Annotated in this window: 31 protein-coding genes; 15 read left to right on the forward strand and 16 right to left on the reverse strand. The window is 68.6% G+C overall.

Translation table 11 applies throughout. The features are described from left to right. The first annotated feature begins 66 nt into the window (after window positions 1-66). From ACIHAX_RS17855 to mscL, 4 genes are all read left to right on the forward strand, one after another. Window positions 67-675, forward strand: coding sequence for a 5-formyltetrahydrofolate cyclo-ligase (locus tag ACIHAX_RS17855; RefSeq protein WP_364428823.1), 609 nt, complete (start codon window positions 67-69; stop codon window positions 673-675). A gap of 69 nt (window positions 676-744) precedes the next feature. Continuing rightward, window positions 745-1044: an FmdB family zinc ribbon protein gene (locus ACIHAX_RS17860; protein WP_355074600.1), complete on the forward strand. Its 300-nt coding sequence runs from the start codon at window positions 745-747 to the stop codon at window positions 1042-1044. A gap of 87 nt (window positions 1045-1131) precedes the next feature. Further along, the gene (locus ACIHAX_RS17865) at window positions 1132-1794 is read left to right on the forward strand and encodes an SAF domain-containing protein (RefSeq protein WP_355074602.1); all 663 of its coding nucleotides are present in this window, start codon (window positions 1132-1134) and stop codon (window positions 1792-1794) included. A gap of 117 nt (window positions 1795-1911) precedes the next feature. Beyond that, entirely contained in the window at window positions 1912-2316 is a 405-nt protein-coding gene (gene mscL, locus ACIHAX_RS17870; protein WP_355074604.1) for a large conductance mechanosensitive channel protein MscL, read from the forward strand. Between the two features lie 66 nt (window positions 2317-2382). Here the strand turns inward: mscL and ACIHAX_RS17875 are convergent, their stop codons facing one another. From ACIHAX_RS17875 to ACIHAX_RS17910, 8 genes are all read right to left on the reverse strand, one after another. Next, window positions 2383-3054: an MspA family porin gene (locus ACIHAX_RS17875; RefSeq protein WP_356963840.1), complete on the reverse strand. Its 672-nt coding sequence runs from the start codon at window positions 3052-3054 to the stop codon at window positions 2383-2385. A 65-nt stretch (window positions 3055-3119) separates the two neighbouring features. Continuing rightward, on the reverse strand, window positions 3120-3794 hold the full coding sequence (locus tag ACIHAX_RS17880) for an MspA family porin (protein ID WP_355074608.1): 675 nt from the start codon (window positions 3792-3794) through the stop codon (window positions 3120-3122). A 324-nt stretch (window positions 3795-4118) separates the two neighbouring features. Next, window positions 4119-4790 carry an MspA family porin gene (locus ACIHAX_RS17885; protein WP_364428815.1) on the reverse strand — a complete coding sequence of 224 codons (672 nt, stop codon included), beginning with the start codon at window positions 4788-4790 and terminating at the stop codon, window positions 4119-4121. 66 nt (window positions 4791-4856) lie between these two features. Beyond that, window positions 4857-5531 carry an MspA family porin gene (locus ACIHAX_RS17890; protein WP_355074612.1) on the reverse strand — a complete coding sequence of 225 codons (675 nt, stop codon included), beginning with the start codon at window positions 5529-5531 and terminating at the stop codon, window positions 4857-4859. Between the two features lie 693 nt (window positions 5532-6224). Beyond that, entirely contained in the window at window positions 6225-6791 is a 567-nt protein-coding gene (locus ACIHAX_RS17895) for a MogA/MoaB family molybdenum cofactor biosynthesis protein (RefSeq protein WP_355074614.1), read from the reverse strand. Window positions 6792-6820: 29 nt separating this feature from the next. Then, window positions 6821-8191 carry a trypsin-like peptidase domain-containing protein gene (locus tag ACIHAX_RS17900; RefSeq protein ID WP_355074616.1) on the reverse strand — a complete coding sequence of 457 codons (1371 nt, stop codon included), beginning with the start codon at window positions 8189-8191 and terminating at the stop codon, window positions 6821-6823. Between the two features lie 247 nt (window positions 8192-8438). Next, window positions 8439-9824, reverse strand: a complete 1386-nt coding sequence (locus tag ACIHAX_RS17905) for a HAMP domain-containing sensor histidine kinase (protein ID WP_355075036.1) — start codon at window positions 9822-9824, stop codon at window positions 8439-8441. Between the two features lie 79 nt (window positions 9825-9903). Then, entirely contained in the window at window positions 9904-10590 is a 687-nt protein-coding gene (locus tag ACIHAX_RS17910) for a response regulator transcription factor (RefSeq protein WP_355074618.1), read from the reverse strand. Window positions 10591-10946: 356 nt separating this feature from the next. Between ACIHAX_RS17910 and ACIHAX_RS17915 the strand changes: the two genes are divergently transcribed. From ACIHAX_RS17915 to ACIHAX_RS17940, 6 genes are all read left to right on the forward strand, one after another. Next, the gene (locus ACIHAX_RS17915) at window positions 10947-13706 is read left to right on the forward strand and encodes an ATP-binding protein (protein ID WP_397278545.1); all 2760 of its coding nucleotides are present in this window, start codon (window positions 10947-10949) and stop codon (window positions 13704-13706) included. After that, window positions 13703-14113: a roadblock/LC7 domain-containing protein gene (locus ACIHAX_RS17920; protein ID WP_355074622.1), complete on the forward strand. Its 411-nt coding sequence runs from the start codon at window positions 13703-13705 to the stop codon at window positions 14111-14113. The genes ACIHAX_RS17915 and ACIHAX_RS17920 overlap by 4 nt, the downstream gene beginning before the upstream one ends. Before the next feature lie 7 nt (window positions 14114-14120). Next, complete coding sequence (locus ACIHAX_RS17925; protein ID WP_040782732.1) at window positions 14121-14492, forward strand: DUF742 domain-containing protein; 372 nt, start codon at window positions 14121-14123, stop codon at window positions 14490-14492. Between the two features lie 100 nt (window positions 14493-14592). Then, window positions 14593-15150 carry an ATP/GTP-binding protein gene (locus tag ACIHAX_RS17930; protein WP_039801302.1) on the forward strand — a complete coding sequence of 186 codons (558 nt, stop codon included), beginning with the start codon at window positions 14593-14595 and terminating at the stop codon, window positions 15148-15150. Then, window positions 15143-15952: an MHYT domain-containing protein gene (locus ACIHAX_RS17935; protein WP_355074624.1), complete on the forward strand. Its 810-nt coding sequence runs from the start codon at window positions 15143-15145 to the stop codon at window positions 15950-15952. Before ACIHAX_RS17930 ends, ACIHAX_RS17935 begins: the two co-directional genes overlap by 8 nt. A gap of 119 nt (window positions 15953-16071) precedes the next feature. Continuing rightward, a complete protein-coding gene (locus ACIHAX_RS17940) occupies window positions 16072-17169 on the forward strand; it encodes a glycoside hydrolase domain-containing protein (RefSeq protein WP_364428801.1) in 1098 nt (365 codons plus the stop codon). Between the two features lie 423 nt (window positions 17170-17592). On the opposite strand, the gene rpmF is transcribed toward ACIHAX_RS17940, so the two are convergent. From rpmF to mrf, 3 genes are read right to left on the reverse strand one after another with little or no spacing between them, the layout of a single operon-like run. Further along, window positions 17593-17766, reverse strand: coding sequence for a 50S ribosomal protein L32 (rpmF, locus tag ACIHAX_RS17945; RefSeq protein ID WP_355074628.1), 174 nt, complete (start codon window positions 17764-17766; stop codon window positions 17593-17595). A 1-nt stretch (window position 17767) separates the two neighbouring features. Beyond that, complete coding sequence (locus ACIHAX_RS17950) at window positions 17768-18028, reverse strand: type B 50S ribosomal protein L31 (RefSeq protein WP_356963833.1); 261 nt, start codon at window positions 18026-18028, stop codon at window positions 17768-17770. Next, the gene (mrf, locus tag ACIHAX_RS17955; protein WP_397278548.1) at window positions 18025-19365 is read right to left on the reverse strand and encodes a ribosome hibernation factor-recruiting GTPase MRF; all 1341 of its coding nucleotides are present in this window, start codon (window positions 19363-19365) and stop codon (window positions 18025-18027) included. Before mrf ends, ACIHAX_RS17950 begins: the two co-directional genes overlap by 4 nt. 102 nt (window positions 19366-19467) lie before the next feature. Here mrf and rpmB point away from each other — a divergent pair, with 102 nt between their 5' ends. The 4 genes from rpmB to rpsR are packed head-to-tail and all read left to right on the forward strand — an operon-like array spanning window position 19468 to window position 20481. Then, window positions 19468-19704, forward strand: coding sequence for a 50S ribosomal protein L28 (gene rpmB / locus ACIHAX_RS17960; protein ID WP_355074634.1), 237 nt, complete (start codon window positions 19468-19470; stop codon window positions 19702-19704). A gap of 10 nt (window positions 19705-19714) precedes the next feature. Beyond that, a complete protein-coding gene (rpmG, locus tag ACIHAX_RS17965; protein WP_327110225.1) occupies window positions 19715-19885 on the forward strand; it encodes a 50S ribosomal protein L33 in 171 nt (56 codons plus the stop codon). 1 nt (window position 19886) lies between these two features. Next, a complete protein-coding gene (rpsN, locus tag ACIHAX_RS17970; RefSeq protein ID WP_364428788.1) occupies window positions 19887-20192 on the forward strand; it encodes a 30S ribosomal protein S14 in 306 nt (101 codons plus the stop codon). 34 nt (window positions 20193-20226) lie between these two features. Beyond that, a complete protein-coding gene (gene rpsR / locus ACIHAX_RS17975; RefSeq protein ID WP_011211513.1) occupies window positions 20227-20481 on the forward strand; it encodes a 30S ribosomal protein S18 in 255 nt (84 codons plus the stop codon). An 88-nt stretch (window positions 20482-20569) separates the two neighbouring features. Here rpsR and ACIHAX_RS17980 read toward each other — a convergent pair whose 3' ends face one another. Beyond that, a complete protein-coding gene (locus tag ACIHAX_RS17980) occupies window positions 20570-21154 on the reverse strand; it encodes a LysM peptidoglycan-binding domain-containing protein (RefSeq protein WP_355074638.1) in 585 nt (194 codons plus the stop codon). A gap of 212 nt (window positions 21155-21366) precedes the next feature. Between ACIHAX_RS17980 and ACIHAX_RS17985 the strand changes: the two genes are divergently transcribed. Further along, window positions 21367-21828, forward strand: coding sequence for a hypothetical protein (locus ACIHAX_RS17985; RefSeq protein WP_356963830.1), 462 nt, complete (start codon window positions 21367-21369; stop codon window positions 21826-21828). Between the two features lie 219 nt (window positions 21829-22047). Here the strand turns inward: ACIHAX_RS17985 and purH are convergent, their stop codons facing one another. The 4 genes from purH to ACIHAX_RS18005 form a co-directional block, all read right to left on the reverse strand. Continuing rightward, on the reverse strand, window positions 22048-23619 hold the full coding sequence (gene purH, locus ACIHAX_RS17990; RefSeq protein WP_364428783.1) for a bifunctional phosphoribosylaminoimidazolecarboxamide formyltransferase/IMP cyclohydrolase: 1572 nt from the start codon (window positions 23617-23619) through the stop codon (window positions 22048-22050). After that, window positions 23616-24242, reverse strand: a complete 627-nt coding sequence (gene purN, locus ACIHAX_RS17995; RefSeq protein WP_355074644.1) for a phosphoribosylglycinamide formyltransferase — start codon at window positions 24240-24242, stop codon at window positions 23616-23618. Before purN ends, purH begins: the two co-directional genes overlap by 4 nt. 87 nt (window positions 24243-24329) lie before the next feature. After that, complete coding sequence (locus ACIHAX_RS18000; RefSeq protein WP_397278552.1) at window positions 24330-25811, reverse strand: DUF6350 family protein; 1482 nt, start codon at window positions 25809-25811, stop codon at window positions 24330-24332. A gap of 92 nt (window positions 25812-25903) precedes the next feature. After that, window positions 25904-26986 (reverse strand): DUF5336 domain-containing protein, encoded by a 1083-nt coding sequence (locus tag ACIHAX_RS18005; RefSeq protein WP_355074648.1) that lies wholly within the window; start codon window positions 26984-26986, stop codon window positions 25904-25906. Window positions 26987-26999: the final 13 nt, after the last annotated feature.

Consider the following 26999-nt stretch of genomic DNA (forward strand, 5'->3'; position numbering starts at 1 on the left):
CGCATACCCTATCCATCCATCACGCCGCCGGATCGGCGTCGCGCCGACCGGTCCCGGGGTGAGCCTATGGTGATCACTGTGAAGATGCCCGGCGAGCGCGACAAACATGCATGGCGCACCGAACTCCTCGCCCGCCGAGCTGTGATACCTGCCACGGAACGCGAAAAGGAAGCGTTCGCCCTGGCCGCAGCGGTCGAAGCGGTCAGCGCTCGCGGGTGGGTCTGCGCGTATGTACCGGTGGCGGGCGAACCGGGATCGACCGCGATGCTGGACGCGCTGCTGGCCGGTGGTGCGCGGGTACTGCTGCCGGTCACCGGGCCGCCGGGACCGCTGAGCTGGGCCGAATACACCGGAGCGAGCGCCATGCGCCGCGCCCGCTACGGATTGCTGGAACCCACCGGCGCCGTGCTGCCGCCGGAGACCGTCACCCGCGCCGAACTGATCCTCGTCCCCGCTCTCGCCGTGGACCTGCGCGGCGTGCGGCTCGGCCGCGGCGCCGGTTACTACGACCGCACGCTACCCGCCGCACGGCCGGACGCGCGCCTGGTCGCGGTGGTCCGGGACGACGAACTGGTCGACCGATTGCCGGAGGAACCGCACGACCTGCGCATGGGCTGGGCGCTCACGCCGCGCGGTGGCCTGCGCCGGCTGGGCGACGATTACCCTGGGGAATGAAACACCGATTGGCGGTGTTGGCACTGTCGGCTGTAGAGTGCCAGATCGACGAACACCGCGGAGGATCCTGTGCCTACTTACTCGTATGCGTGCACCCAGTGTGACAACCGCTTCGACATCGTTCAGTCGTTCACGGACGAAGCGCTGACCGTGTGCTCGGAGTGCTCCGGGAAGCTGCGCAAGCTGTTCAACTCGGTCGGCATCGTCTTCAAGGGCAGCGGCTTCTACCGCACCGACAGCCGCGGTGGCTCCTCCACCGCCAGCGAGCCCGCCAAGTCCGACAGCAGCTCGAGTTCGTCTTCCACTTCTTCCGACTCCGGCTCGTCGAGCGGGTCGACCGCGTCCACCAGCACGGCCGTAGCCAGCTGATTCGACGGTTTTCCACAGCCGGTCACCTATCCACAGCCCACCTTGATCCTGGCCGGGCGAGCGCACGTCCGGCCATAGGATCCGGCCATGACTCGCGCACTCGCCGATCTCGGCCGCGGCTGGAATGTCTCCGGGTGGCAGCGCCCGCCCTGGGCCGACGCCGTCCTCGCCCGACGATCGCTGGCCGCCGTTCTCGCCGCGCTCGCGGCGTTCCTCTTCCTTCGTGGTGATCCCGGCGCCGAACGCACCACGGTGCTCGTCGCGGGCCGGGACCTCGCGCCAGGACGACTTCTCGAGGCAGATGACCTGCGCGCCGTCCCGCGCGAGGCGGGCACGCTACCGGCGGGCGCGGTCACCGATCCCGGCGCGCTCGTCGGCGCGACGCTGACCGGCGCCATGCGCCGAGGCGAGGTATTCACCGACCTGCGCGTCGTCGGCCCGCGCTTGGCCGCGGCGGCGGCCGGTTCCCGCGAGGCGCGGATCGTGCCCGTCCGCCTCGCCGATACGGCGGTCGCCGACATCTTGCGCGCGGGCGATCGCGTCGACGTGATCGGCGCCGAAGACGCGGGTGGGCCCGGCGCCCGTCCCGCCCGCACGCTCGCCACCGATGCCGCCGTAGTGCTCGTCTCAGGCGCCGGCGCGGGGAGGGGAGCCGCCGAACGCGTGGTCTTGGTCGCGATGGACGCCGAGCACGCCACCGCCGTCGCGGGCGCGTCCCTGCGCACCGCACTCACCGTCGTCTTTCACTGACCCGCCGATCATGCTTCGCCGAATATTCGCCGATGGCTCATTAGCATCGGGCCTACCGGCGCGCGGGTACCGCCGAGCAGGACTGCCCAGCTCCACGGAAAAGAGGAGACACCGGCCATGCTCAAAGAGTTCAGAGATTTTCTGTTCCGCGGGAATGTGATCGACCTGGCGGTCGCCGTGGTCATCGGTACGGCGTTCGTCGCGATCATCACCGCGATCAGCAACGGAATCATCAATCCGCTGCTCGCCGTCATCGGCGGGCCCGGCGATATCGGCCTGGGTTTCCGATTGGTGGCCGACAAGCCGGCGACCTTTGTCCAGGTCGGTCCCATCATCACGGCCGTGATCAATTTCCTGATCATCGCCGCGGTGCTGTTCTTCGTGCTGGTGCTGCCCGCCGCGCGATTGAAGAAGCGCTTCCGGCCCGACGACACCACACTCACCGATTCGGAGGTGCTGATCCAGATCCGCGACCTGCTCGCCGAGGGCCAGACCAGCTCGGGCGGGCGGCACGAATTCTGAGTTCGACTGTGCCGCATGCGAAACGGGCCCGTCGGCGACGGGCCCGTTCGCGTGAGTATCCCGCGCTCAGCCGAGGCTGAAGGGCTGACCCCACAACGTCACCCACGTGATGACATTGTCGGTCTCGACCTCGACGCTCACAAAGGCCCGCGCCTGGGCATAGCCCCCGCAGCCGTTCAAGCCGATGGTCTCATCAGCCCACGTCACCGAACCACTCGTGCCCTTGAAGGCATTACGGGTCTTGTGCGTCTCGTTACCGAAATCGTCGGCCTGCTCCAAATCGAGCACATAGAACGACTTCGCCTGACCCGGACCCAACGACAAGTTGCCACCGGAGTTGGCACCCACGCCACCGGTGACATTCTGGCCGTCGCTCCAGTCCAGATTGCCATCCACACCACCGGTGGCACCGCCACCAGCGATATTCACCTGGCAGCCCACGGTGTAACCCGGAAATATCTTGCCCCCGGCCGTACCCGACAGGTCCACTTGCGCGCTACCGGACACCCACGCGTTGCGGTGCAACGGCGTCGCGCCCATGGACGGACTGATGTTGGCCGATTCGCCGACCAGACGGATGGTCACAACGGTGCCATCGGACAACGTCTTGGTCAGCTCCCCACCCGGCAGCGGAACGAAGGTGTCGGCATTCGCCGCACCCGTGGAGAGCAGGCCTACCGCGATGGCCGCGGACGCGCACAGCCCGGCCGCGCGTGCCGACATTTTACGATCGAACATGACGGTGATTCCCCTAAAGATTCGAGTTCGCTTCAGCGAAAAGAGATTGATGGATCCGACCCGCGTCAGCCGATGCTGAACGGCATCCCGTAGAGGGTGGTCTTCGAGTAGTGATCGCCGATGATCTCGACGACCGTGTACGAACGCGCCTGCGCGTAACCCGCGCAGCCCTGGATCTGGATCTCGGCATCCTGATACTCCACCGAGTACACACCCGGCTTCAGGATGTCCTTGTAATCGATCTGAACGAACTTGACCTCGCCGGGACCGAGGTTGACGCCGATCGAACCACCGGCGCTCGCGCCGCTGAGATTCACGCTGCCCGACACACCGGCGGAGATCGCGTCGTCGGCGATGCTGACCTGGCAGCCGACGACGTAACCGGTGCTCAACTGCGAGGCACCGTGAGTGGACGAATTATTCGTTCCCGGATTCCCGGTCGGACCGTTGTTCGGCCCGATCGTTCCTTCGGGGGTGACGGCTACATCGGCGATGGCGTTCCCCGAAACCCACACGACACGGCCGGCACCGTTCGCGGCAAGGGATGGGGAGATCAGGGCGCGCTCACCGGTGCGAGCGATGTTCACGCCAGGTCCTGCCTTGTGACCGTCCGGCAACGGCACGAAGGTATCGGCATTGGCAGCGCCGGTCGACAACAGACCGGTAGCTACGGCCGCCACGGCGGCGGCGCCCGCGACGCGGACGCCTCGAGACAGACCGTTGATGCGGTACTTGCTCATGTTTTTCCTCATCAGGTTGCATCCGCCCGCCCCAGGGTGTCGAGGCGGGACGTGTCCCTCCAAAGCCGACGGCACGCAGTGGAATGTGTTGTCCACCAGACGTTCCGCCGGCCCATCGCGTCATCGAGCGATCTCGGACGAAACAATGCTATTCGGTATCAACCAGACTTTTCCGGAAATTCAGGCAATTCGTCTCGCGAAGTAACGGATCCGACTAGGATCGCGCAGCCCTTGCGGCACATTCGAATTCATGACGAAATGGACCCGCCGCGCTGCGAGGGGTCCATTTCATCTGTCGCTATGGGCTTTTCACCCGCCGTTCACTCAGCCGAGGCTGAAAGGCTGTCCCCACAACGTCACCCACGTGATGACATTGTCGGTCTCGACCTCGACGCTGACAAAGGCCCGCGCCTGGGCATAGCCCCCGCAGCCGTTGAGACCGATGGTCTCATCAGCCCACGTCACCGAACCACTCGTGCCCTTGAAGGCATTACGGGTCTTGTGCGTCTCGTTACCGAAATCGTCGGCCTGCTCCAGGTCCAAGACGTAGAACGACTTCGCCTGGCCGGGGCCGAGCGAGAGGTTGCCGCCGGAGTTGGCACCGACGCCACCGGTGACGTTCTGGCCGTCGCTCCAATCGACATTGCCGTCCACACCACCGGTCGCACCGCCACCGGCGATATTCACCTGGCAGCCCACGGTGTAACCCGGGAAGATCTTGCCCCCGGCCGCGCCGGAGAGCTCGACCTGCGCGCTGCCCGAGACCCATGCGTTGCGGTGCAACGGCGTCGCGCCCATGGACGGGCTGATGTTGGCCGATTCGCCGACCAGACGGATGGTCACAACGGTGCCATCGGACAGCGTCTTGGTCAGCTCCCCGCCCGGCAGCGGAACGAAGGTGTCGGCATTCGCCGCACCGGTGGAGAACAGGCCCATGGCGATGGTGGCAGCGGCGCCGAGGCCGGCCATCCGCGCCAGGTTCTTACGGTTGATCATGGTTTGGTATCCCTCGAGGGTTGAGTCCGCTTCAGCGGGAAGATGGTTCGTTGGATTCGACAGACGTCAGCCGATGCTGAACGGCATCCCGTAGAGGGTGGTCTTCGAGTAGTGATCGCCGATGATCTCGACGACCGTGTACGAACGCGCCTGCGCGTAACCCGCGCAGCCCTGAATCTGGATCTCGGCATCCTGGTATTCGACGGAGTAGACACCGGCCTTGAGGATGTCCTTGTAGTCGATCTGAACGAACTTCACTTCGCCGGGACCGAGGTTGACGCCGATCGAACCACCGGCGCTCGCGCCGCTGAGGTTCACGCTGCCCGACACACCGGCGGAGATCGCGTCGTCGGCGATGCTGACCTGGCAGCCGACGATGTAACCGGTGCTCAACTGCGACGAACCATGCGTCGAGGAGTTGTTGGTTCCGGGGTTGCCCGTCGGACCGTTGTTGGGGCCGACGGTGCCTTCCGGCGTCTCGGCGACATCGGCGACGGCGTTGCCCGACACCCAGACCACCCGGCCTGCGCCGTTGGCCGCCAGCGACGGCGAAATCAGGGCCCGCTCTCCGTTCCGGGTGATCGTCACGCCCGGCCCTACCTTCTGGCCGTCCGGCAACGGCACGAAGGTATCGGCATTGGCGGCACCGGTCGAAAGCAGGCCCATGGCAACAGCCGCGGCAGCGCCTACGCCCGCGACGCGGGCACCGCGGCGCAGACCTTTGGTGCGGTTCTCGCTCATACTTCCCCTCATCAGGTTCAAACAGTCAACCTCGACCATCGAGGCTGGACAGTGGTCCTCTCAGGCCCAGCTCAGTGTGTCGCCCCTTTGTTGCCGATGTGTAACCGGTTGTTATTTCGGCGCAACGGGCAGGGAGGCAACGGAACCGAGCCGGGTTCCGCCGAGTGGGCTTTCACGCGTGCCGGCACCCACGACTGCGGGTCCCATTGTGAATGGCTCGATGGGAGATTAAACGGTTCGTAACGACCGCCGCAACGAAAAGTTTCGTAAAGTTCAAGGTGACCCGCATCACACTTGCGCACATCCGAATATGGCTTGACGTGCATAAATACCGGTTCGCTACAGCCGGTTCAGGTGAGAAAACCGAGATGGCGGCACAGAAGGGCCAGCGTACGGATACGGGACACGACCGCAAGGATCTCGTCCGGATTACTTCCGGTCAGAAATGATCACTGGCGTGTTTCGAAGCCGGGACAAGGACTACGTAGCTACTACGTAGATAACGGACTCAGCCGTGATGTGGGGGGACCTGGGCGCGCAGCCAGTCGTCAGCGGACCGGACGTCGTCGCGTTCGTCGCGCTCGTCGGCGGTGGTGTCGGGCAGCGCGTCGCCGAAGACCTTCGCCAAGCGCGCGGCATCCCTCGCCCGGCGAGCCGCCGGGCGAGGGTGTTCAGAAGGCGTGGGGGCGGTGATTACTCGACCAATCCGGAGAGTTCACCGATCACCCGGCTGGCGAGCGGGCCGAGCGTCGCCATGCCGTCGCGAACGGCGGAACGGGTGCCGGGCAGGTTGACCACCAAGGTGCTTCCGGACACGCCTGCCACACCGCGGGAGAGGCCCGCGTCCAGCGAGCCTGCCACCCGGCCGGAGGAACGAAGGGCTTCGCTGATCCCCGGCAACTCGCGGTCGAGCACCTGCGAGGTGGCCTCCGGCGTCACGTCGCGCGGGGACATGCCCGTACCGCCGACGGAGATCACCAGATCGACGCCGCCGATCACCGCCGTATTGAGCGCGTTGCGGATCTCGACCTCGTCGGCCTGCACCGACACCGACGCGTCCACGAGGAAACCCGCTTCGGTGAGCAGCTCGGTGACCAGCGGGCCGAGCGAGTCAACACCTCCATGCGCCGTCCGATCGTCCACGACCACCACCAGAGCACGCCCCGCCACAGGAGCATCGATTTCCATGGTGCTCACCGTAGCGCCTGCGTCCAGCAACTCGGCGGCCGCACCGAGAACGTCGGCGTCCACATCGATCATCGGCCCAGGCCCGCCGGGCACCGCGCGCATCACCGGCCGCCGTCCGCCGGCGCGCCGGAGAGGGTCACCTCGACGGTCTTGGCATTGTTGCCTTGATCATCGGTGTAGGTGACTTTCACCTTGTCTCCCGGTTGATGCGAGCGCACCGCGGCGACGAGCGCGTTCCCGGAATCGATCGGGCGGTCGTCGACCTTCGTCACGACCGCCCCCGGCGGGATGCTCGCGCGCGCGGCGGGGCCGTCCGCCGTGACGTCGCGAACCTTCGCGCCGGAAACCTGCTGTGCCGGGTCCTGCTGCCGCGACACCGTGATCCCGATCTGCGCGTAGGTGGCTTTGCCGGTCTTGATCAGTTCGTCGGCCACCCGGCGCGCCTGATCGACGGGGATCGCGAACCCGAGTCCGATCGATCCGGTCTGGCCGCCCGCTGTCTCGGCGGGCCCGAGCGTCGCGATGGCGGTGTTGATGCCGATCAGCTTGCCGCTGCCGTCCACCAGCGCGCCACCCGAGTTGCCCGGGTTGATCGCGGCATCGGTCTGGATGGCGTCGATCACCGGGCTGACCGCGGCGCCCGCCTCGCTTCCGTCGCCGGTGGTCATGACGGGCCGGTTCAGCGCCGACACGATGCCCGTGGTGACCGTGCCCGCAAGGCCGAGCGGCGACCCGATCGCGACGACCGGCTGGCCGACTTGCAGATTCGCCGAGCCACCCAGCTCGATGGGAGTGAGGCCGGTCTTCCCGGATACCTTGATGACGGCCAGGTCGGAAACCGGATCGGCGCCGACCAGCGTGGCGGGCGCGCTGCTGCCGTCGGAGAACACGACCTCCATCTTGGCGCTGGGCCCGCCGCCCGCGGCGACGTGGTTGTTGGTCAGGATCAGGCCGTCGGAGGACAGGATCACCCCGGAACCCTCCCCCTCGGCCTTACTGCTGGCCACCTTGATCATCACGACGCTGGGCAGCACCTTCTGCGCGACCGCCTGGGTGGAACCGGCCGGAGCGTTCACGGCGTTGCTCACGTTCGGCTTCGGAGCGTCCAGCGCGTTGGTCACCGGTGCCCGACCGTCGTCGCCGTGCGTGACCAGCGCACCGACCGCACCGCCGATACCGCCGCTGACCAGCGCGAGCGCGACCGCGCCCGCAGCGAGGCCCGCGCGGAACGGACGCCGGGCCGGTGCGGGCGGCGCGCCGTAGGGGCCGTGCGGTTGCGTGGCGTCGGCCGGTGGACCGAAGGACGCCGGATACCCGGGGAACGGCGCGGCCGGATGGTGCTGCGGAGGGAACTGCGCGGTGGGATGCTGCGCTGTCTGCGGGCCGTAACCGGGGGCGTGCGCCTCCCCCGGCCCGAACGCGCTCGCGTCCGGCGCTCCCGGCTCCCGGCGATCCTTCGAATCCTCGGTCATGGACTCCTCGTTTCTGCTCACGTCTCGTCCAGGTTGGCCGCGGGGACTGAGAGCGGACTGAGACCGCGCTTTCAGTTTTCCGAGAGCTGCCAAGGAGCCGGTGCTAAATAGAATCACCAGCAACTTGATGTCTCAAATCCTGCCGCAAACCAATCGGAGCATTGTCCGAAATACCTCACCGACGACGAATATTCCGCACAGAACTCGAGATTGTGTCGGAAATGGAGTTCCGCCGCTCGCTATTGCGTCAATCGGATACCGGCGCGCCCGGCTCGCCGGGCAACACGATGCGAACGACGGCGCCGCCGCGTTGCGAGGTATCAATGGCGATCGTACCGCCGTGTTTCGTCACCACCTGTTTGACGATCGCCAGGCCGAGGCCCGAGCCCGGCATCGATCGCGACGACATGACCCGATAGAAACGCTCGAACACCAGCTCGCGTTCCCCCGCCGGAATACCGGGACCGGCGTCGTCGATGGACAGCTCCAGCAACCCCGGGCCGCTCTCCCGCATCAGAATGCGCACCTGCGCGCCCGCCGGGCTCCACTTGGCCGCGTTGTCGAGCACGTTCAGCACTGCACGCTCCAAGCCCGCCTCGTGCCCGTAGACGAACCACGGCCGTAGGTCGGCGATGAACTCGATGCCGGTGCGGCGACGGCGGGCGCGCTCGAGCGCGCGTTCCACGACCTCGCCCAGATCCACGCGCTCGTAGACGGTCTCCGGCGCGTCCTCCCGCGCGAGATCGACCAGGTCGCCCACGAGCGTGGACAACTCCTCGATCTGCGCCATCACGTCGGCGCGCAGTCCGGCCATGTCCTCGTCCGGGATGCGCGGAGCGCCGGGACGGCTCGACGCGATGAGCAGTTCCATGTTGGTCCGCAGGGACGTCAGCGGCGTGCGCAGCTCGTGCCCGGCGTCGGCGACGAGCCTGCGCTGCCGGTCGCGCGACTCCGTGAGCGCGCGCAGCATCGTGTTGAAACTCTCTGTAAGCCTTGCCAGTTCGTCGTCACCGGTCACCGGGATCGGGGTCAGGTCGTCGGTCCGGGCGATGCGCTCGGTGGCCGCCGTCAGCCGCGCGATGGGCCGCAGGCCCGTGCGGCCGACCGCCGTGCCCGCCGCGGCGGCCAGTATGACGCCGCAGCCGCCGACCACGAACAACAGCCAGGCGAGCCGGTCGAGCACCTCCCTGGTGCGGTCCAGACGCTGGGAGATGACCAGCGTCGCACCGGAGTTGGTATAGACCGCGAGCACGCGCTGATCGCCGTCGGTGCGCAGCGACGAACTGCGTTCCCCGCGGGCCACGGCCACCTCCTGCGGCCCCACCGGCGGATCGGTGGACTGCGGCGGCAGCCAGCGCCGCAGATCGGGATAGATCAGCGCGATGCCGGTGTCGTCGTAGAAGGCGGCGGCGACCATCAGATTCAGGTTGTTGAACCCGTACGGGTTGCTGGCGATCACCGCCGTGGACCGGCTGCGCAACTGGGCGTCCACGTCGGCGTACAACGCGCGCGCCACCAGCGCGTACGCCGCGATCGAGGTGACCGCCACCGCGATCGCCACCACGGAGGCGGCCAGCAGCGTCACCCGCCACCGCAGAGAGACCGACCGCGTCAACGGCATGGGCGGCCGCATGTCCACGGACTCGGACGGACGCTGGCCGAGTGCGGCGACGGCGGGACGCTTGGGAGGTGTTCGTGCCATGACCGAGGACCTACGGCGGCGTTTCACGCAGCACATAGCCGACGCCGCGCACCGTGTGGATCAGCCGCGGCTCGCCCTCGGCCTCGGTTTTGCGGCGCAGATAACCGATGTAGACCTCGAGCGCGTTTCCCGAGGTCGGGAAATCGTAGCCCCAGACTTCCTCGAGAATGCGGCTACGGGTGAGGACGCGGCGCGGGTTCGCCATCAGCATTTCCAGCAGTGAGAACTCGGTACGAGTGAGACTGATCTGCCTGGCGCCGCGGGACACCTCGCGGGTCACCGGATCCAGCGACAGGTCGGCGAACTTCATCGCCTCCGACGCGTCCCCCGGGCCCGCGGCCGTGCGCCGCAACAGCGCGCGCAACCTGGCCAGCAGTTCCTCCAGCGCGAACGGCTTCGGCAAATAGTCGTCCGCCCCGGCATCGAGCCCGGCGACCCGCTCCGATACCGAATCCCGCGCGGTGAGAACCAGTATCGGCAAATCATCGCCCGTGCTCCGGAGACGGCGGCAGACCTCGAGCCCGTCCAACCGGGGCATCATCACGTCCAGGACGAGCGCGTCGGGTCGCTGGACAGTTGCCTTCTCCAGCGCGTCCACACCGTCCACCGCGAGATCGACGGAGTAGCCGTTGAAGGTGAGCGACCGGCGCAGCGATTCCCGGACCGCCCGATCGTCATCGACCACCAGAATGCGCATGCCACCAGTTTGACCGCACCGACTGAGAGGTAACTGAGAGGGCGCTCCCGACACGCCGTGGTGAGCAGCCACGACACGCCACGGCGCGTCGCACCCGTCAACCGGGGGTGACCAGGGTCTTCCACGGCCCCGCGGAGAAGTTGACGCGTCCCTTACGCATTCCACCGCGAAACTCGTTCTCTATAGCCATATTCGGTAATTTGCGCGGCGGCTCCCCCGGATTGCCGATGACCACTCTGCACGGTATGTTCCGTGCGGTAAAAAGAAGACCTCTAGTTGGTTCTTTGCGGGTTGAATCAATACCGAACAGCCACGCGCGCCCGAGGTCACTGGTGAAGCGGAGGCGACGGAAGCGGATGGAAGCTGCACCGCGGTCCTGGCAATTCAGCCTGTCGAACTGGTCGGTCACCCGCAAGGTTGGCGTGGTGCTGGTGCTTCCGGTGCTGCTGGCGACGGTCTTCGCCGTGCTCCGAATCAACAACGAACTGCGCACCATGTCGCAGTTGGACGCGGCGACCGAACAAGCCATCATCATCCGGCCGATCGTCAAGTTCGGTTCGGCCACCGAGCAACTCGGCGTCACCGCGACCGCCACCTGGGGCAACGCCGCGGACCCGCAGACCGACGCCGCGCTGACGAAGTTCGACCAGGCACTGGCCGAACTGGAAGCCGCCTTGCAGACCACCAAGGTCAGCGGCCGGGTCACCTCCGAACTCGCCTCGGCCATCGCCACCGGCACCACGATGCGCAACAGCCTGCGCAACGGCTCACCCGCCATGGTCGGCGAGCAGTCCGACGAGATCATGGTCCGCATCGGCAACGCGCTCGCGCTCTCGCCGTCGGTGGACGACCTGGTCATCCAGCGGTACTTCCTGCAGCTGGCTTCGGTGCAGACCGCGCGGCGCGTGCTCACCCAGCAGCGCATGCTGATCGGCTCGCCGGACGCGGGCCGCAACCCGAGCGTGCGGCCCCGCGTGCTGGTCGCCGCGGGCGCCGAGATCACGATGATCTACCAGTACGCGCAGATCCTGCCGGACTACGCGGGCAACATGCGCCCGCTGCTGGACGCGGTGCAGACGCGTCTCGGCACCTTCAGCCAGAACGCCGCCGATCCGGCGACCAATCCCGCCGTCGTCGATTCGCTGCTGATCAGCTCGGACACCTATGAGAAGACCACCGCGCAGCTGATCGACACCATCGACAGCGCCTTGGCCGCGCGCACCACCGAAGCGCAGGCCGGTGCGCTGCGCGAGACGACGATCGTCATCGGCATGCTGCTCGCCGGTCTCGCCCTGGCGCTCTCGGTCGCTCGTACCCTGGTCGTCCCGGTCCGCCGCCTGCGGCGGGACGCGCTCGAGGTCGCGCACATCAAGCTGCCCGACGAACTCGCCGTGGTGCGCGCGGGCGGCACCACGCCCGAGATCACCCCGGTCGCGGTGCACTCCACCGACGAGATCGGCCAGCTGGCCCGCGCCGTGGACGAGATCCACGAGCAGGCGCTCAACCTCGCCGCCGACCAGGCCCGTCTGCGCCTGCAGATCGGGAACATGTTCGAGACCCTCTCGCGCCGCAGCCAATCGCTGGTCGAGCAGCAGCTGGCGCTGATCGAGGATCTCGAGCACGACGAGGACGACACCGACCGGTTGCAGAGCCTGTTCCGCCTCGACCACCTGGCCACCCGCATGCGCCGTAACGGCGACAACCTGCTGGTGCTCGCCGGTACCGCCTTGCGCCGCGGCCAGCTGCACCCGGTGCCGCTGTCGGACATGCTGTGGAGCGCGGTTTCCCAGGTGGAGGACTACCAGCGCGTCGAGATCGGCGCGGTGCCCGACGGCATCGTCGCTGGCGAGCCGGCCGTCGACATCGAGCACCTGCTCGCCGAGTTGATCGACAACGCGCTGCGGTACTCGCCGCCGACCACGCCGGTCACCGTGATGGTTTCGCGCGCGGTGGACGGCGGCTACCTGATCGAGATCACCGACCGCGGCCTCGGCATGTCCCTGGAAGACCTGCAGACGACCAACGACCGGCTCGCCTCCGGTGGTGAGGTCACCGTCGAGACCGCGCGCCGCATGGGCCTGTTCGTCGTGGGCCGCCTGGCCAAGCGGCACACCATCACGGTCAGCCTGCGCCGCACGTCCACGATGGCGCAGCAGCCGGGCATCACCGCAAGCGTGCACCTACCCGGCGCGCTGGTCGCGCCGCCGATGGACGTCACCGATCCGGCGGGCAAGCCGCTCGATATCACCGCCGAGCACCAGCTGCCCTCCCTGGTCACGCCGCCCACCGGCGCGCAGCCGCGCAACCTGGTTCCGGTGCCGAGCCTGCCCCAGCGCGACACCGCGCGTTTCGGCGTGACGAGTTCCGGCCTGCCGCAGCGCCGTCCGGCCATCCGCGTCGCCGACACTCCCGACCAGCCCACGGTCTCCACACCGGTCGGGCGAGCGGTCAACCCGGCGGATCAGCCCGCCACCCAGCCGTGGCCGGTGCTCACGCCGCGCGCGGACGACCGCACACCCACCGGTCCGTTCGCCGCGGTGACGCCCACCGCGGGAGAGCACGCCGTCGAGCAGCAGCCCACCCGCACCGATCTGTGGACCGAGGTCAAGGACGACGAGCCGGCGACCGGTCCCACACCCACCGTGCCGAGCCAGCCGCCCGCGCCGCAGACCACCGCCCGCTCCGGTCTGCCCATCCGGAAGCCGGCCGCGCCCGTCGAGCCACCGCAGGAGGCGGCGCCGGAACCCGCGACGGTGACTTCCTCCCGGTTGCAGCCGGTCGCAGGCGCCTCCCCGACCCCTATCTATCAACGCATGGTCTCGGAATGGCTGGTCGAGCCCTCGACCTCGCAATCGCCGGAAAGCTCGTGGTCCTCGCCTGGTGACGCGGGCTGGCTGGCCGCCGAGGATGCCAGCCATCCGACCACCACCGCGCGCACTGTCGGCGGGCTGCCGATTCGCAGGCCGGGCGCCCAGTTGGTGCCCGGCGGCCTGGCGCCCGCGGACGACGCGGGCCCGCGCGATCCGGAAGAAATCCGCAACAATTTGACCAGGCATCTCAGTGGGGTCCGCAGCGGGCGGGCCAATGCGCAGTACAACGACGGAGGGCTTGCATGACCAACGCGAAAAACAGCACCACGGACGAGAATCTGAACTGGCTGGTCGCCCGCTTCACCCGCGATGTGCCCGGCGTGTCCCATGCGGTGCTCGTATCGGCGGACGGCTTGTTGCAGGCCACCAGTCCGCACCTGCCCAGCGACCGTGCCGAACAGCTCTCCGCCGTCACCGCCGGACTCGCCAGCCTTTCCATGGGCGCGGCGTCGCTGTTCGACGGCGGCAAGGTGATGCAGTCCATCGTGGAGATGCAGCGCGGCTACCTGCTGGTGATGAGCGTCGGAAACGGCTCGCATCTGGCCGTGCTGGCGAACAAGACGCACGACATCGGCCGGATCGGCTACGAGATGGCACTGCTGGTCGATCGGGTGGGCTCGGTGGTCACCGCCACCGCGCGCACCGCTGTCTGAGCGTGAGATGTCCAACCCATACGGTCCCGGACCACGACCCACCACGCGCGTCCGGCCTTACGCCCTGACCTCGGGGCGCACCGAACCCGCGATCGACCTGCCGTTGGAGGCGGTCATCGAAACCTTGTCGTACACTGCACATCTCGACTGGCCGACCGGCGACATCCGTACCGAGATACTGCGACTCGGCACGCATCGGTTGTCGGTCGCGGAGATCGCGGCACATCTGGACCGGCCGCTCGGCATGGTCCGTGTGGTGATCGGCGACCTGGTCGTCGACGGCACCATGCGCGTGCATTCGACCCTGACCGAAGAGGCGAGCTATGACGAGCGCCGTTCCCTGATGGAAAGGACATTGCGTGGACTCCGCGCCCTATAGGAATCCGGGGCCCAGTGGACACCCCGGGCCAAGTGGAAATCTCGGATCGGGCAACGCCCCCGGCCCGGATGGCTTCGAGAACCGGGTCGCCTCGACGAAGATCGTCGTCGCGGGTGGCTTCGGCGCGGGCAAGACCACGTTCGTCGGCGCGGTCTCGGAAATCGTTCCGCTGCGCACCGAGGCGATGGTGACCCGCTACTCCGACGGCATCGATGATCTCGCCGAGACGCCGGAGAAGGAGACCACCACGGTCGCCATGGACTTCGGCCGGATCATCCTGCCCGGCAACCTGGTGCTCTACCTGTTCGGCACGCCGGGCCAGCGGCGGTTCTGGTTCATGTGGGACGACCTGATCCGCGGCGCGATCGGCGCCGTGGTGCTGATCGACACCAGGCGGCTGGAGGACAGCTTCGCCGCGGTCGACTTCTTCGAGGCGCGCAAGCTGCCGTTCCTGATCGCGGTCAACCGCTTCCCCGACGCACCGCGTTTCCCTATCGCGGAACTGCGCGAGGCGCTCTCGGTGCGCGAGGGCGTCCCGATCGTGGACATCGACGCGCGCAACGCGATCGAGGTGCGCCAGGCGCTCGCCGCGGTCACCGAGTACGCGATCGCCCAGCTGAAGGCCAGCGAACTGGAAGGAACGGCCCGCCATGCGTGAGGTCGCGGTGCTGGCCGCGGGTAGTGCCGCCACCACGTCCGTCGACCAGTTCGCGCTCGGCTATTGGCTGGTCGGGCTGTCGGTGGGCATTTCCGTCCTCGGCGCGGTGGTCGGCCTCGCCTGCATCGTGCACGGCGCGCGCTCGGTCCAGTTCCGGCTGGTGTGGCTGGTTTCGGCGGCGATATCGCTGGGCGGCGTCGGTGCGTGGCTGGCCACCTCAGTGGCCATGCTGGGCCTGAAAGTGCCCGGCAGCGCGATGCGTTACGACCCGGGCAGGCTGGTCGCGGCGCTGGTGGTGTCCATCGTGGCCGTCTTCGCGGCACTGCTGATCATCGGGCGCACGCCCCGGCTCGCGCTGCTGCTGCCCGGCGGCTTGGTACTTGGCCTCGGCATCGGCGTCACGCACTACCTCGGCATCGGCTCACTGGAGATCCAGGGTTCGGTGGGCGTGACGACCTGGCTGGCCGTCGTCTCCGCCGTGATCGGGGTGATCACCGCGACGGCGACGTTGTGGCTGTTCCAGACCTTGCGCTTCCCGATGGCCCGCGCCGCGACGGTGCTGTTGTTCGGCGTCGGCGTGGCCGCCACCTACTACACGGCGGTGGCCGCGTTGCATTTCGACGTCAATCGGTCGGCGAAGGTGCCCGACGGCGTGGAGCTGTTCGACTTCGTGTTCCCGATGTTCGTCATCGGCTTGCTCGCGCTGACCGTGCCGATCTCCGCGGTGCTGATCGCACCGGATCGCCGCGAGTTGGCCGCACCACCGAAGCCGCGCAGGCCGAAGCTGGAGCCAGCCCGCTGATCCGGTTTCGCGGCGCGATTCGGGGCGGATCGACCGTTTTCCGCTGACCGATCCCCGTGGGCGGGCTGGATTCGGCGATGCCACGGATTCACCCGCCCGGCCCACTTACAGTGGAAGCCATGCGTTTCGGTCTCGATTACGCCGCGGGTCGTCCAGGGGGCGCGGCGATTCGGGCGGCAGGGTACGACTTCGTGGTGCGGTATCTGTCCGACGGCGGCCCGAGTCTGCCCGGCAAGCTGCTCACTCCGTCCGAAGCGAACGATCTGCGGGCGCATGGTATCTCGCTCGTCTCGAACTGGGAGACCACGGCCGCGCGGATGCTGGACGGCTACGGCGCTGGCATCGTCGACGCGCGTGCGGCCCTCGCCCAGGTGCTGCGCTGCGGCGGCCGGGTGGACCGGCCGATCTATTTCTCCGCGGATTTCGACGCGACGCAACAGGACCAGTTGCGCGTCAACGCCTATCTGGACGGTGCCGCGACCGTGCTCGGCCGCGCGAACGTCGGTATCTACGGCGGGTATTGGGTGGTCAGCCGCGCACTGGACGCCGGGTACGCGACCTGGGCGTGGCAGACCGACGCCTGGTCCGGCACGAACGTGGAGACCAGGCGTGCCATTCATCAGACGCGCCGCCAGGTGACGGTCGGCGGCGTGCGCTGTGACGTGAACGAGGCCGAGACGATCGATTTCGGCCAGTGGGATTTCGTGGAACAGGAGGAGCCGGACGTGACGCCGGAACAAGAGGCAGTGCTGCGCGACATCCAGATTCAGCTGCGCGGACCCGACTTGTCCGGCTGGCCGCAGCTGGGCGCCGACGCGGACGGCCGGAATCGGACGCTGGTGGACGGACTGGCCGCGGCGCTGACCCGAATAGCCGCGCTGGAGCGCGAATCCGTCGAGTTGCGAACGCAAGTAGGCGAATTGCGCACCGAGATCAGCGAACTGGAGGCGACGACGGCCGAGCTGACCGAGCAGGTGGAGCGCTGGAACGGACGACACTGGCCGTGGCCGCTGTCGCTGATCGAGGGTCCCGCGGCGCTTGTCGGTGAACAGCTGGCCCGCCTCGAGGCTCTGCTGCCGGACTTTCCCGGCCTGCCCGGGCACGACGGCGAGCGGCGCACACCGGGCGGCGACGCCGGGCCTACGGCGTTGACCTCGAAAGACCGAACCCACACCGGCGCGATCGACGAACGCGCGCGGCTCGGTGAGCGGGAGTGAGGGGGCGAGCGAAACCGGCTGAACGGCCCCGAAATTGGCGATGAGCGGGTTCTCTCGGAAACCAAGAGAACCCGCCCTCGACGACGAGGGTACCGGTATCGGGCTGCGCGCGCATCATTTTCGGCGAACTTTTCCTCGGCCGAAAACCGACCGATAGTCCGGGATTCCGTGTTTGGCTATCCAGCCGCAATCACTTCTGGCGCAATAGTGCGACGTGATGCGGGCCACATTGATAGCTAGGAGATAGCTACACTGACAATAACCGACCGGAAATTTTTTTCCGAAGGGCACCGACGTGCCCGTTTCCGGACAGTAGACCAGCATCCGGCCCGTTCGAGGCGAAGTCGGCATCGGTCGAGCAATCGGCCGTCGCTCGCGGCCTCGGGCACGGAAGCTCCTACGATCTCCGTGCGGGCCTACCGCTCAGAGTTTCTCGACGTCGATCAAGCCGCGCCGCACGGCCGCGACCAACCTGCGCGGCACCCGACGCACGACGCCTCCGACGGTCACCGCCACCAGATCCACCGGTGCGGCCTTCCAGTTCGACCGGCGGCTACGGGTGTTCGACCGCGACATCTTCCGCTTCGGTACCGCCATCTCAGGCCTCCTTCCGCACGCGCTTGCCGTATTTGCGTTCGAACTTCTCCACCCGCCCCTGGGCGTCCAGCACGCGGTGCGCACCGGTCCAGAACGGGTGCGAATCGGCGGTGACGTCCACCGTCAGCAACGGATAGGTGTTGCCGTCGGCCCACTCCACGGTGCGCGTACCGGTTGCCGTGGACCGGGTGAGAAACCGCTTGCCGGTGCTCACGTCCTCGAAGACCACCGGGTGGTAGTCCGGATGGATGCCCTTCTTCATTTCGCCTCTCCTTTAGGGGTTTTCAGGTCCTGCACGGGCTGCTGCGCCTCCCCGTCACTCGCGCACGGATCGGCGTGCCACTCGCCGAACGGGTCCTCCCACCGGGCAACCCGCTCCGGCGCGCGCTCGACCAGGCGCAGTTCGTCGTCGTCCACCAGCGCCCAGTGCAGCGCCTCCCGGATCTGTGCCGGATCGGCGTCGTGGACCAGGATCGACAGCGAGACGTCCCGGTCGCCGAATCGCTCGTCCCAGCGCAGGGCGGCCATGGCGAGACGCTCCGGGTCCGCCTCGGCCCGTTCCGCTTCCGGCATCGCGGCCAGCCAGCGCCCCGCACCGCCCACCCGCAGGCCACCGCCGGCGGATTCGAGCCACACCACCTCGTCGGGCTGGGTGGCCAGCCACAGGCGGCCGCGCGCGGTCACGACGCCGTCGAACAATACGTCGAGCGCCTCGTGCAGGCGGGCGGGATGGAACGGCCGCGCCGCGGCGAACTCCACGAGTTCGACGCCGTAGTCACTGGTCAAGGGCGGTCGGCCACGCAGAAGCGGTGCGTGCGCGTCGAAGACCCGCCCACGGCGCGAATCGGCGGGGACGCGCGCGAGCAGCGTTTCGACCAGCGCGGGCGTGACGGAACCCGGCTCGTCCACCCAGGCGATCGGCGCGCCGGGAACCAGCCTGGCCAGGACCGCGGCGAGCTTGCCTCGCTCGACCGCGACGAGCAGCGCTCCGTCCGCGGCGGCGCCGAGGACGAGGACGGCATCGGCGAAATCGACCTGCCCGACCGCGACCTGCGCCACCGTCCGGTCGTCCTCGGCGGCCGCGAGACCGCGTTCGGCGAGCGTCTCGTCGCCGGTCGCGTCGGCGAGCCAGACCCCGGCGTCCAGGCAGGTCAGGACCGCGTCCACCCGGACGTCGCGCCCGGCCGGGCCGTCGATGCGACCGTGCACGCCGGTGACCACTACGTGCGCGATGGCTCGGCATACCGCCTCGGCCTCGAACGCGGGGTCGAGCGCGAGCACGATGCGATCCACCGACTGCCGCCGGGAAAGGGTGCACAGCAGCGGAAGCAGATCCATCCGCAGGGTGCAGGAGACACAGCCGTGCGCGAGCTCGAGCACGGCCGAGGTCTCCTGCGTCGCGGTGCGCACCGTGCGACGCACGACGCCCTCCCGCAGCTGGGTCAGATCGTGGCGGACCACGACGGTGCCCGCGGCCGCACCCAGCACCGCGGCCGCGCGATCCACGCCCGCCGCGGCGAGTCCGGCGAAACCGGCGAGCACCAGCACGGGCGTTCTGCGGTCGCGGCCGGGTGGGACCAGGGTGGAATCCGCAGCCACCGGGAACCCCTTTCAGTAACGATTTTCATTTGCTGTACGGCAACGGTACATTGTCGAGCAGTCGTTGTCGAAAATGATTATCATCTACTGGAGGGAGTCCGGATGTCGGCCCATTGCCAGGTCACCGGGCGCAAGCCCGGATTCGGCAAGTCCGTGTCGCACTCGCACAAGCGGACCGGCCGCCGCTGGAACCCGAACATCCAGCGCAAGACCTACTACCTGCCCAGCGAAGACCGGCGCATCACGCTGACCGTCTCCGCCAAGGGCATCAAGACCATCGATCGGGACGGGATCGAGGCCGTGGTGGCGCGGCTCCGAGCCCGTGGCGACAAGATCTGAGGAGCGACCCATGGCGTCGAAATCGACCGACATCCGCCCGATCGTCAAGCTGAAGTCCACGGCAGGCACCGGGTACACCTACGTGACCCGCAAGAATCGCCGCAACGACCCCGACCGCCTCGTGCTGCGCAAATACGATCCGGTGGTGCGCAGGCACGTCGACTTCCGTGAGGAGCGCTGAGATGGCCAAGAAGTCGAAGATCGCGCGCGACCAGCAGCGCAGGACGATCGTGGCGCGATACGCGGGCCGCCGCGCCGAACTCGAGGAGCTCATCCGGAAGCCGGGTACACCGGAGGCCGAACGCACCGCCGCCCAGGCCGAACTGCGGCGGCAGCCGCGCGACGCCAGTCCGGTACGATTGCGCAATCGGGACGCCGCCGACGGACGACCGCGCGGTCACCTCCGGAAGTTCGGACTCTCCCGTGTGCGTGTGCGCGAGATGGCCCACCGGGGCGAGTTGCCCGGTGTGCACAAATCGAGCTGGTAGACAACCACTGATCTCGTGAGAAGGAACTCGTCATATGGCAGTCAAGCGAGCACCGTCGAAGAAGGTTCGCGCAGAGCAGGCCCGCCGTCCGAAGAAGAACCCGCTCATCGCCGCCGGCATCGAGACGGTCGACTACAAAGACGTGAACCTGCTGCGTACGTTCATCTCCGATCGCGGCAAGATCCGCAGCCGCCGGGTCACCGGGCTCACCCCGCAGCAGCAGCGCCAGGTCGCCGTCGCGGTGAAGAACGCCCGTGAGATGGCGCTGCTGCCGTTCACCAGCCGCTAGGCGCACTCCGCGACACGAGCGAACCGGAAAGACCCCCGATGCGCGAGCACCGGGGGTCTTTGTCGTCGTCGCTACCGAACCGGCCGGGTCACGGGATGGTCAGGACCTGGCCGGGGTTGATCGCGTCCGGGTTCGGGATGCCACTGGCGTCCGCGATCTCCTGGTAGCGGTTGCCGTCGCCGTAGAAACGCTCGGCGATGGCCCACAGGGTGTCGCCCGGCTCGACGGTGTAGGTGCGCGGCTCCGGCGCGGGCGGCGGAGGCGGCACCTCCTCGGCGGCGGGAGTCGCGACCTGCTCTTGCACCGGTTCCGCTTCCGGCTCCGGGGCGGGCAGCGGAGTGTCGGTGTCGGTGCCGGAAGCCCACAGCGCGCTGCCGTCGGTGCCGTACAGCACGACATTGCGATCCGCTTGCACGACCAGCCGATCGGCGGCCTGGTCGTTGGTCTCCGTCGCCCAGACCGCGCCGTCGCTCTTGTAGAGGACGAAGTTGCCGTCGTGCTGCAGCACGGCCCGCTCCACGCCTTGGTCGTGCGTCTGGGTGGCCCACACGACATTCCCGCCCGGCTCGGACAGCACTAGATTGCCGTCGTCCTGGAGGGTGAGGGTGTAAGCCCCGCCCTGGAGGGACTGCCCTCGCCCGAGTTCTTCGCCTACGCGCAGCGTGTCGACCACGATACTTCCTTTCCGGAAAAAGCTGGTAGAGCATCCGACATGATGAGCGCCGCAACGGCTCCGGCGCGCATCCCCGCAGAACTTACTGCCCCCGAACGACTTTGGGAGCTATTACGCGCAGGGTTCGCGGAACGTTCACTGTGGGGTTCGTCCCAGTGCACGACGCACCCGCTGTGCGGTAGGTGAACCGACGCCGGGACTAGGGTGTCGGTATGGATCGGATCCAGGCCGGACGCGCCGCCACAGCTGTCGCCGTAGTGCTCGCCTGTCTTGCCGCCGCGGGCTGCGGCGGCTCGGACGACGAAGGGAAAACGCCGAGCACGAGCGCCTCTTCGAGCGCGGCGGCGCGCACGCCCACCGAGGACCCGCGCGGGAACCAGGGCAACGAATTCACCGCCGACCCGTCCATCGTCGGCGCGCATCCGATCCCATTCCAATCGTGGACACGATTGGGAGACAACAAGATAGCCGTGAACTTCGAAACCGGTTCGCCGGAGTGCTACGGCGTGGATGCGACGGTCACCGAGACCGCGTCGACGGTCACGGTCGAACTGCGCTCCGGCAGCCGCGCCGAGGCGGTGGGCCGGATGTGCGCGATGATCGCGATCTTCGGCACCCTCGAGGTACCGCTGAAAGAGCCACTCGGAAACCGCACGGTGCTCAGCGCGGTCTAGCGCTCGATGCGCACGACAGGCTGGTCCCGCCCTGTTCACTCGTAACCGAATAGCTGCCGGCTTGCGACGGGCCGCCTCGCACGACTCCTGATGCGCCCGAGCACAGTTCTCGGAGGGGACCACCGAAACCCTTGCCCGACCGCGCGATACGGGCGGGAATCGAACGAAGAACGCCGCGCCGGATCCTCGATCCGACGCGGCGTCGCGGAACCATCGAACTCAGTGGGCGAAGTGGCGGGCCCCGGTGAGATAGAGAGTGACGCCCGCCTCGCGGGCGACGTCGATGGTCTCCCGGTCGCGCACCGAACCGCCGGGCTGCACGATGGCGCGGACACCGGCCGCGATCAAGGTCTGCGGACCGTCCGGGAACGGGAAGTAGGCGTCGGAGGCCGCCACCGACCCCTTGGCCCGGTCCCCGGCCCGCTGGACCGCGAGACCCACCGCGTCCACGCGGTTGACCTGGCCCATGCCGACACCGACCGAAGCGCCGTCGTGCGCGAGCAGAATGGCGTTGGACTTCACGGCCCGGCAAGCGCGCCAGGCGAACGCCAGATCGGCGAGCGTTTCCGCGTCGGCGGCCTCGCCAGCGGCCAAGGTCCAATGAGCCGGGTCGTCGCCCGGCGCGTCCAGCACGTCACGCTGTTGCAGCAGGGCGCCGCCGCTGATCGGACGCAGTTCGGCGCCCGCGCGCGTCGGCGGCTCGGCCACGAGGATGCGCACGTTCTTCTTGCGCTGCAACACCTCCACCGCGCCGTCGGCGTAGGACGGCGCGACGATCACCTCGGTGAAGATCTCGGCGACCTGCTCGGCCAGTTCCACGGTGACCTCGCGGTTCGCCGCGATCACCCCGCCGTACGCGCTCACCGGATCGCAGGCGTGCGCCTTGCGGTGCGCCTCCGCGATGTCGGCGCCGAGCGCGATGCCGCACGGGTTGGCGTGCTTGATGATCGCCACGGCCGGAGCCTCGTGGTCGTAGGCGGCGCGCCAGGCCGCGTCGGCGTCGACGTAGTTGTTGTACGACATCTCCTTGCCGTGCAACTGCCGCGCCTGCGCCAGCCCAGGGCTGCCGTCGCCGTTGGTGTACAGGGCCGCGGACTGATGCGGGTTCTCGCCGTAACGCAGCACCGCCGACCGCTCCCAGGTGCCGCCGAGCCACTCGGGGAACCGGACCGCCGTGTCCTCGGCCGCGTCGCCCGCGCTCAGCACGTTGGTCATCCAGCTCGCGACCGCCACGTCATAACTCGCGGTGTGCTGGAAAGCCTTGGCCGCCAGAGCTGTGCGTTCGGCCAAGGTGAAGCCGCCGGACTTCACCGCGGCCAGCACGTCGTCGTAGTCGCCGCTGTCCACGACCACCGCCACCGACGGGTGGTTCTTCGCCGCGGCGCGCACCATGGACGGGCCACCGATATCGATCTGCTCCACGCACTCGTCCGGCGTCGCACCACTGGCCACGGTCTGCGTGAACGGGTAGAGGTTCACCACCACCAGCTGGAACGCCTCGACACCGAGCTCGACCAGCTGATCGACGTGCTCCTGCTTGCGCGAGTCCGCCAGGATGCCCGCGTGCACCCGCGGGTGCAGGGTCTTGACCCGGCCGTCGAGGGTCTCCGGGAACCCGGTCAGGTCCTCGACCTTGGTCACCGGGATGCCCGCGTCCGCGATCCTGCCCGCGGTGGACCCGGTCGAGACCAGCTCGATGCCCGCCGCGTGCAGACCGGTCGCGAGCTCCACGAGACCCGTCTTGTCGTAGACGCTCACCAGCGCCCTGCTGATCGGCTTGCGTTCACTCACCGGAGAACTCGCTCATCTGGGATAACTGCCTTTCGTCCATCGGAGACAATGCCTCGCGTCGCGACGGCGGCGACGACCTCCGCCAGCAACCGTCGCTCGACGATCTTGATGCGCTCGTGCAGGGTGGCCTCGTCGTCACCCGGCAGCACCGGCACCGCCTCCTGCGCGAGGATCGGCCCGGTGTCCACGCCCTCGTCGACCAGGTGCACGGTGCAGCCGGTGACCCGCGCACCGTAGGCGAGCGCGTCCCGCACGCCGTGCGCGCCGGGGAACGCGGGCAGCAGGGCGGGGTGGGTGTTGATGATCCGTCCGCCGAACCGGTCCAGGAAAGTGGGACCGAGCAACTTCATGAAGCCCGCCGACACCACCAGATCCGGCTGGTGCTCGGCGACCGCCTCGGTGAGCTCGGCATCCCACGCGGCGCGGTCCGGAAAGTCCTTCAGCGCCACCCGGAAATGCGGTACGCCCGCGGCGTCCGCATGGGTGGTGGCCGCGCACAGCCGGTCGACGCCGACCGCGACGACCTTCGCCGGATAGCCGGGCGCGGCCGCGGCGTCCAGCAGGGCGTGCAGCAGCGAACCGGTGCCCGACGCCAGGACGACGACGGTGGCCGGCGTCGTCACGGGCTTCCACGAGGCATACGGGGACGTCAGCGCTCTACTCCCTGATCGATCGGATAGCGGACGGAATCGGCACCGCCGGGTTAGAGCCTAACGACCGTCCACCCGGTCACTATCCGGCAGGTCCGCCTCGACCACTTCGGCGTCGACGATGTCGCCCGCGGCGTGGTCGTGAGACCGACCGACGGTCTCGATCGCGGGCGGCTCGTCGACGAGTTCGGCGTCCAGCGGGGCCTCCAGCTCGGGCCGGTCGTAGTCGTCGTAGTAGTCGTCGTCCTCGTAGTAGTCGTCGGTCTCGTAGTAGTCGTCGTAGTCGTCGTCGGGGTAATCGTCGTACGGATCGGTGTAGTCCGCCGGTGGGACGCCGACCGGCACGAGGAACCAGCGGGCGAACACCAGGCCCGCGTAGCCGGGGATCGCCAGCCAGGCGAACGTGACCGAGGCGAAGATCGGCAGGTGCAGGCCGACCCGGCCCACCTCGCCGAGTTCGCCGCCCGCGACCGCGCCCGCCACGGTCAGCCCGAGCGCGGCGAGCGCGGCGGAGACGAGCGTGGCCCACGGCGCGCTGATCCGGTCGGTGGAAGTGCGCGCGATGTCCAGCCCGCCGAGCACGCCGACCGCCGCGGGGATCAGCAGCACCACCGGCCACCAACCCGCCGCCGGACCGGTCGGCACCGCCGCGAGCAACGGAAACGCCGGTATCGGTCCGCCGACGACGGAGAACACCCCGAACGAGGCGACGCCGATCTGCGCGCTGGAACCGACCAGCACACCGACGGTGTGGATCACCAGGTTCGGCAGATACGCCAGCGAGAGCAGCGTCAGGCCGAGGACGCCGCCGACATTGCCCGCCGACTGATACATGTCACCGAACCGCGAAATGTGGGCGAGGAACGAAACCACCACCACAGCGCTCGCGCAACCCAGCAGGCGCAGGACGGACCGGCCCGCGCCGTAGAGGCCGGAGACCGCCCAATCGGGCAGCCGCAGCAGCACGAACAGCTCGCGCCGGAGACGGACGGCGATGCCGATGGCGGCGGCGAACAGATACAACGCGGCGACCCACACGAAGGCGGCGAGGGTGTTCGGCGGTTGCAGCGCGATGACACCGGAAGCGTCTTCGGTGACCGCGAGGCAGACGATGGTGACCAGCAGCGGACCGCCCACCGCGGCGCCGACGATCCACCCGAGATCCGCTCGAGTGCATTGCGGCTCCACGGCGCGCGCGCATTCCCGCGCGGCCAGCCAGACCAGCAGGGCGGTGGGCAACAGCGGAAGCAAGCCGAGCGAGGTCTTGCCGATCACCAGCGGAACCTGGTGCACGCCCAACCAGGAGGCGGCGATCGCGCCGGAGGCGCCGTCCAGATCGCTGCCCGCCGCCAGGAGCGTGGCGAGCACGAGGACGACGAGGGTGGTCAGCCCGAAGGCGGACGGGCGGCCCGCTACGGCGATGAGCACCCTGGACCGCTCAGGGGTGAGGGACAGAAACCCGGCTTCGTCCGCGTCGGGGTGCGGCTGCGACGAGCGCGGCCCGCCGATCCGGCGGGCCGAGGAGTTTCTGGAGGAGCTCATGGCATTTCAGCGTGGCATCCTCCCCGGCGCGAACGGGTCAGGCGCGCCGCAGGCACGCGATCGCCGCACCGGGGAGGACGCCGCTGAGTTCTCTACTTGTTCTTGTCGTCCGAAGGACGGAATGCCTGGGTGGCGTCCGAGGATGGGTCGCCGCTCTGCTCGCCGCCGAACGGACCGCTCTGCTGGCTCGGCTGGCTCGGCTGGCTGGTCTGAGCCTGCTGCTGGCCGTAGCTCGGGGAACCGTAGGGCGACTGCTGACCGGACTGCTGCTGGCCGCCGAAGTGCTGAGTCACGCTCTCGTCGGGGCGCGGCTGCGCGCCGTACGGCGAACCCGGCTGCTGGGGCGCGCCGTAGGCCGTGGTCGGCTGGCTCTGCCCGTAAGGCGACTGCGGCTGTCCGTACGCCTGGCCCTGCTGGCTCTGTCCGTAGCTCGGCTGGCTCTGCCCGTAAGGCGACGGCTGCCCCTGCTGGGACGGGAACTGCGGCGGCGCGGACTGCGCGCCGTACCCGGCTTGCCCGTAGGGGCTCGCGCCGTAGCCGGGCTGCTGACCCGGCTGCCCGTAGGACTGCTGACCCGGTCCGTACGACGGCTGCTGGCCGTAGCCCCCCTGACCGAACCCGCTCGGCGCGGCAGCGGGGCGCGGCGCGGGCGCCTTGAGGATGCCCACCTCGAACAGCGTCGCGGCGATCGCCACCGCTGCCTGCACGAAGGACAGCACGAGCAGGACGAACGCACCGACCTTCAGCTCGCTGCCCGAACCGAAGTTGAACGACTGGAACAGCAACGCGACGAAGCCGGCGGTCGAAGCCGCCGCGGCCGCACCGGTCCAGTTCTGCTTGGGCAGCAGCGACAGTCCGGCGAGCAGACCGCCGAGCAGCAGCAGGCCGAGCAGCGGCGAGCCGGACGCGACCTCGAAGAGGTTGGCCGTCTCCGTCGTGCTGACCGTGCGGCCGCCGATATCGATCGGTTTCCTGCCCAGGAACGGCAGGAAGCCGAGCAGGAAGTTGATCACGCCGAGCGCCGCTACGCCGACCACCAGGAAGAACGGCAGACCTTTGGCATCGGAACCGGTAGCGCTCGAACCTGAAGTGGCACCACCCGCGGCCGAACTCTGGCTGGATGGCGCTGAGGGCGAGGGTGTGTTGTACCCAGAGCCCCCGGTCGGGTAGGACATGTCGTCGTCTCCT

It is taken from the genome of Nocardia sp. NPDC051929 (assembly GCF_044548645.1).
Lineage (GTDB): Bacteria > Actinomycetota > Actinomycetes > Mycobacteriales > Mycobacteriaceae > Nocardia > Nocardia sichangensis.

Coding starts and splice junctions, on each gene's coding strand:
- ACIHAX_RS17910 (WP_355074618.1), bottom strand. CDS start 10,590: ATGCGCATTCTGGTGGTCGATGACGATCGGGCGGTCCGGGAATCGCTG.
- ACIHAX_RS17905 (WP_355075036.1), bottom strand. CDS start 9,824: ATGCGGCCGCCCATGCCGTTGACGCGGTCGGTCTCTCTGCGGTGGCGG.
- ACIHAX_RS17880 (WP_355074608.1), bottom strand. CDS start 3,794: ATGAGCAAGTACCGCATCAACGGTCTGTCTCGAGGCGTCCGCGTCGCG.
- mscL (WP_355074604.1), top strand. CDS start 1,912: ATGCTCAAAGAGTTCAGAGATTTTCTGTTCCGCGGGAATGTGATCGAC.
- ACIHAX_RS18000 (WP_397278552.1), bottom strand. CDS start 25,811: ATGAGCTCCTCCAGAAACTCCTCGGCCCGCCGGATCGGCGGGCCGCGC.
- ACIHAX_RS17900 (WP_355074616.1), bottom strand. CDS start 8,191: ATGACCGAGGATTCGAAGGATCGCCGGGAGCCGGGAGCGCCGGACGCG.
- ACIHAX_RS18005 (WP_355074648.1), bottom strand. CDS start 26,986: ATGTCCTACCCGACCGGGGGCTCTGGGTACAACACACCCTCGCCCTCA.
- ACIHAX_RS17865 (WP_355074602.1), top strand. CDS start 1,132: ATGACTCGCGCACTCGCCGATCTCGGCCGCGGCTGGAATGTCTCCGGG.
- ACIHAX_RS17885 (WP_364428815.1), bottom strand. CDS start 4,790: ATGATCAACCGTAAGAACCTGGCGCGGATGGCCGGCCTCGGCGCCGCT.
- rpmB (WP_355074634.1), top strand. CDS start 19,468: ATGTCGGCCCATTGCCAGGTCACCGGGCGCAAGCCCGGATTCGGCAAG.
- ACIHAX_RS17920 (WP_355074622.1), top strand. CDS start 13,703: ATGACCAACGCGAAAAACAGCACCACGGACGAGAATCTGAACTGGCTG.
- ACIHAX_RS17915 (WP_397278545.1), top strand. CDS start 10,947: ATGGAAGCTGCACCGCGGTCCTGGCAATTCAGCCTGTCGAACTGGTCG.
- ACIHAX_RS17855 (WP_364428823.1), top strand. CDS start 67: ATGGTGATCACTGTGAAGATGCCCGGCGAGCGCGACAAACATGCATGG.
- rpmG (WP_327110225.1), top strand. CDS start 19,715: ATGGCGTCGAAATCGACCGACATCCGCCCGATCGTCAAGCTGAAGTCC.
- ACIHAX_RS17925 (WP_040782732.1), top strand. CDS start 14,121: ATGTCCAACCCATACGGTCCCGGACCACGACCCACCACGCGCGTCCGG.
- rpmF (WP_355074628.1), bottom strand. CDS start 17,766: ATGGCGGTACCGAAGCGGAAGATGTCGCGGTCGAACACCCGTAGCCGC.
- rpsN (WP_364428788.1), top strand. CDS start 19,887: ATGGCCAAGAAGTCGAAGATCGCGCGCGACCAGCAGCGCAGGACGATC.
- ACIHAX_RS17935 (WP_355074624.1), top strand. CDS start 15,143: ATGCGTGAGGTCGCGGTGCTGGCCGCGGGTAGTGCCGCCACCACGTCC.
- ACIHAX_RS17890 (WP_355074612.1), bottom strand. CDS start 5,531: ATGAGCGAGAACCGCACCAAAGGTCTGCGCCGCGGTGCCCGCGTCGCG.
- ACIHAX_RS17875 (WP_356963840.1), bottom strand. CDS start 3,054: ATGTTCGATCGTAAAATGTCGGCACGCGCGGCCGGGCTGTGCGCGTCC.
- ACIHAX_RS17950 (WP_356963833.1), bottom strand. CDS start 18,028: ATGAAGAAGGGCATCCATCCGGACTACCACCCGGTGGTCTTCGAGGAC.
- ACIHAX_RS17895 (WP_355074614.1), bottom strand. CDS start 6,791: ATGATCGATGTGGACGCCGACGTTCTCGGTGCGGCCGCCGAGTTGCTG.
- ACIHAX_RS17940 (WP_364428801.1), top strand. CDS start 16,072: ATGCGTTTCGGTCTCGATTACGCCGCGGGTCGTCCAGGGGGCGCGGCG.
- rpsR (WP_011211513.1), top strand. CDS start 20,227: ATGGCAGTCAAGCGAGCACCGTCGAAGAAGGTTCGCGCAGAGCAGGCC.
- ACIHAX_RS17985 (WP_356963830.1), top strand. CDS start 21,367: ATGGATCGGATCCAGGCCGGACGCGCCGCCACAGCTGTCGCCGTAGTG.